Source organism: Bartonella sp. AP3QHHD, assembly GCF_042195765.1.
Lineage (GTDB): Bacteria > Pseudomonadota > Alphaproteobacteria > Rhizobiales > Rhizobiaceae > Bartonella.
Genome location: NZ_JBHIPC010000091.1, coordinates 1 through 2,208 on the forward strand (window position 1 = coordinate 1; position 2,208 = coordinate 2,208).

Sequence of the window (2,208 nt, forward strand, 5' to 3'; positions counted from 1 at the left end):
TTCATTGATACGTTTTGCTTCATCTTCTTCATAAATACCGGAAAGCCCGAAAGCATAGCGAGCACATTGTATAGTGGCTTTATGGCGCAACATACGTGCTGGATATTTTTGCCATGCTTCACTTTTTTCTTGTTCGCATTCTTTGCGATATTCGGTGACTTCGATAGGGTCTTTAATCCCTTTGAGACGAATAGCACATTTGATAGCAATGATATTGCCATCTTCATTGAGTTGATCTTGAAAGGTCATGCCATCAAAGTCAGGATTTGATTTGATGATCTTTATCCAACCGTCGATAGAAACAACGGGTATGATGCCGCCGCCTTTTTTAGGGAGAGCATAGATTTCTTTTGTTAAAGGGTTAAGTCCATAAGTATTGGCAACAAAAAGAAAAACGGCAAATTCTGCATCAGTGATGACATTAGCATTTTTATCTCCAATACAAGTTTTTATGATTGTGGTTCGAAATTCTTCAGCAGAAAATCCATATTTTTCTGCCATTTCGTTTAAAAAAGTAGAATTTTTCATCTTGATTTCCTACATTGCGCGCAATTCACCCGTGGCGTGAATCACGCTTGTGTTAAAAGGCTGGTTTTGGGGTGTTAGAGTTTTGTCTTTACAGGTTGTACAATCCGATCAATTGGAATGCGTTTTATATATGCACAATGATCAGAATATAGCGTCAACAAGAAAGATTCATCTGAATTGGGTGGTATCATTTCAAATCTAGTGCATGCAAACGGTCTGAATTCGTATGAAAATGCAAAGCATTGCGATCCTATGAGTTCCATTGGCACGATATTCTCTTCACTTAAGAAGGCATCTATTTTGTCTTTAGAGATTATGGTATCTACATAGGGCTCGCCCTTATCTCCAGAGATCGTTATACAAAGTTCACCTGGATTGTGGGTATTTCTCACAACTAACTGCGAACACAAAGTAGGTTTAATTTCATATCTATACATAATAATTATCTTCTCTCGCTCGTTGTGATAATACTGCCTCCACGAACCTCTGAATCTCCGTAAATGTGTGCGTTACCATACACTTCTGCATTGCAATGAACACTTGCATTTTCGTAAACATGTGCTTTTCCAAAAATACGACCACCATATATTTTTGCGTTATGATGAATTGTTGCATTTTCATAAATATTTGCAAAATAACAAACTTTTGAGTTATCAAATACCTTGGCATTGTTGTAAACTTTTGCACCGCTATAAACCATGGCATCATTATAAACCCAACAGTCTCCTTCATGACTTAAGTTGCTCTCACCTTCTATAAAGCCGCCTAGGTCACCTTTCTTGATTTTTCCGAAGCTTCTCAATGCACGAATGCGGTGAAGGATTTTGCCATCAACTTCGATTGTTTCATCAGTAAGTTCGTATTTTTTTTCCATGTTTTAAGTCGCCCTTATCTTAAAACAGTGTCATTTCCAGATACTTTTGTATTTCCGGTTACTTTGGCATTCTCGCAAACTATTGCACCACCAAACACACGGGCATTTCCAGAGATTTTTGCGTGACCGCCAACTTTAGCTTTTTCAGAGACATGTGCTCCATCATAAATTTCGGCACAACCACCAACCTTTGCTTTACCGAAAATACGAGCATTGTCACAAGCGGATGCAACGTGCGAAATTGTAGCGTTGTCGAAAACTTCTGCATTGTCATAAACGCGTGCATGTTCGGAAATTACGGCGTCATGGTATATTCTTGCTTTTCCATAAACCTTGGCATCACCGCAAACTTTTGCATTAACGTAAATGACTGCATCATCGTAAACATGTGCATCATCGTAAACACGTGCATCATCGTAAACACGTGCACTTCCATAAATACGAGAATTGTCGTAAACCTTGGCGTTACCGTAAACTTGTGCCTTATCGTAAACTTGTGCCTTATCACAAACCGTAGCATTTCCACTAATACAGGCGCCATCAAATATCTTGGCATTATCAAAAATGGTAGCGCTTTCAAGCACCTTGGCATCACCATCTACCCAACAATCATCTTCATGACTTAGGTTGTCTTCTTTCTCGATATAGCCTCCTAGGTTGCCTTTCTCGACATCACCAAAGTTTCTTAAAGCACGTATACGGTGAAGGATTTTGCCATCAACATTGATTGTTTCATCAGTCATTTCGTATTTTTTTTCCATGGTTTTACTCCTTTAAGTTAGATTCTGCCTTTGTCGTTCTTGCAA

The 2,208-nt window shown here is 38.8% G+C and carries 3 protein-coding genes; all 3 read right to left on the bottom strand.

The window, feature by feature from the left end; genetic code table 11:
- Nucleotides 1-528: phage recombination protein Bet (gene bet, locus ACFIL7_RS08010; RefSeq protein ID WP_375683492.1), on the bottom strand; the 528-nt coding region annotated here is incomplete at its 3' end.
- 442 nt (nucleotides 529-970) lie between these two features.
- Nucleotides 971-1,402, bottom strand: coding sequence for a hypothetical protein (locus ACFIL7_RS08015; RefSeq protein ID WP_375683493.1), 432 nt, complete (start codon nucleotides 1,400-1,402; stop codon nucleotides 971-973).
- A gap of 14 nt (nucleotides 1,403-1,416) precedes the next feature.
- Nucleotides 1,417-2,163 carry a hypothetical protein gene (locus ACFIL7_RS08020; protein ID WP_375683494.1) on the bottom strand — a complete coding sequence of 249 codons (747 nt, stop codon included), beginning with the start codon at nucleotides 2,161-2,163 and terminating at the stop codon, nucleotides 1,417-1,419.
- Between the last annotated feature and the right edge of the window lie 45 nt (nucleotides 2,164-2,208).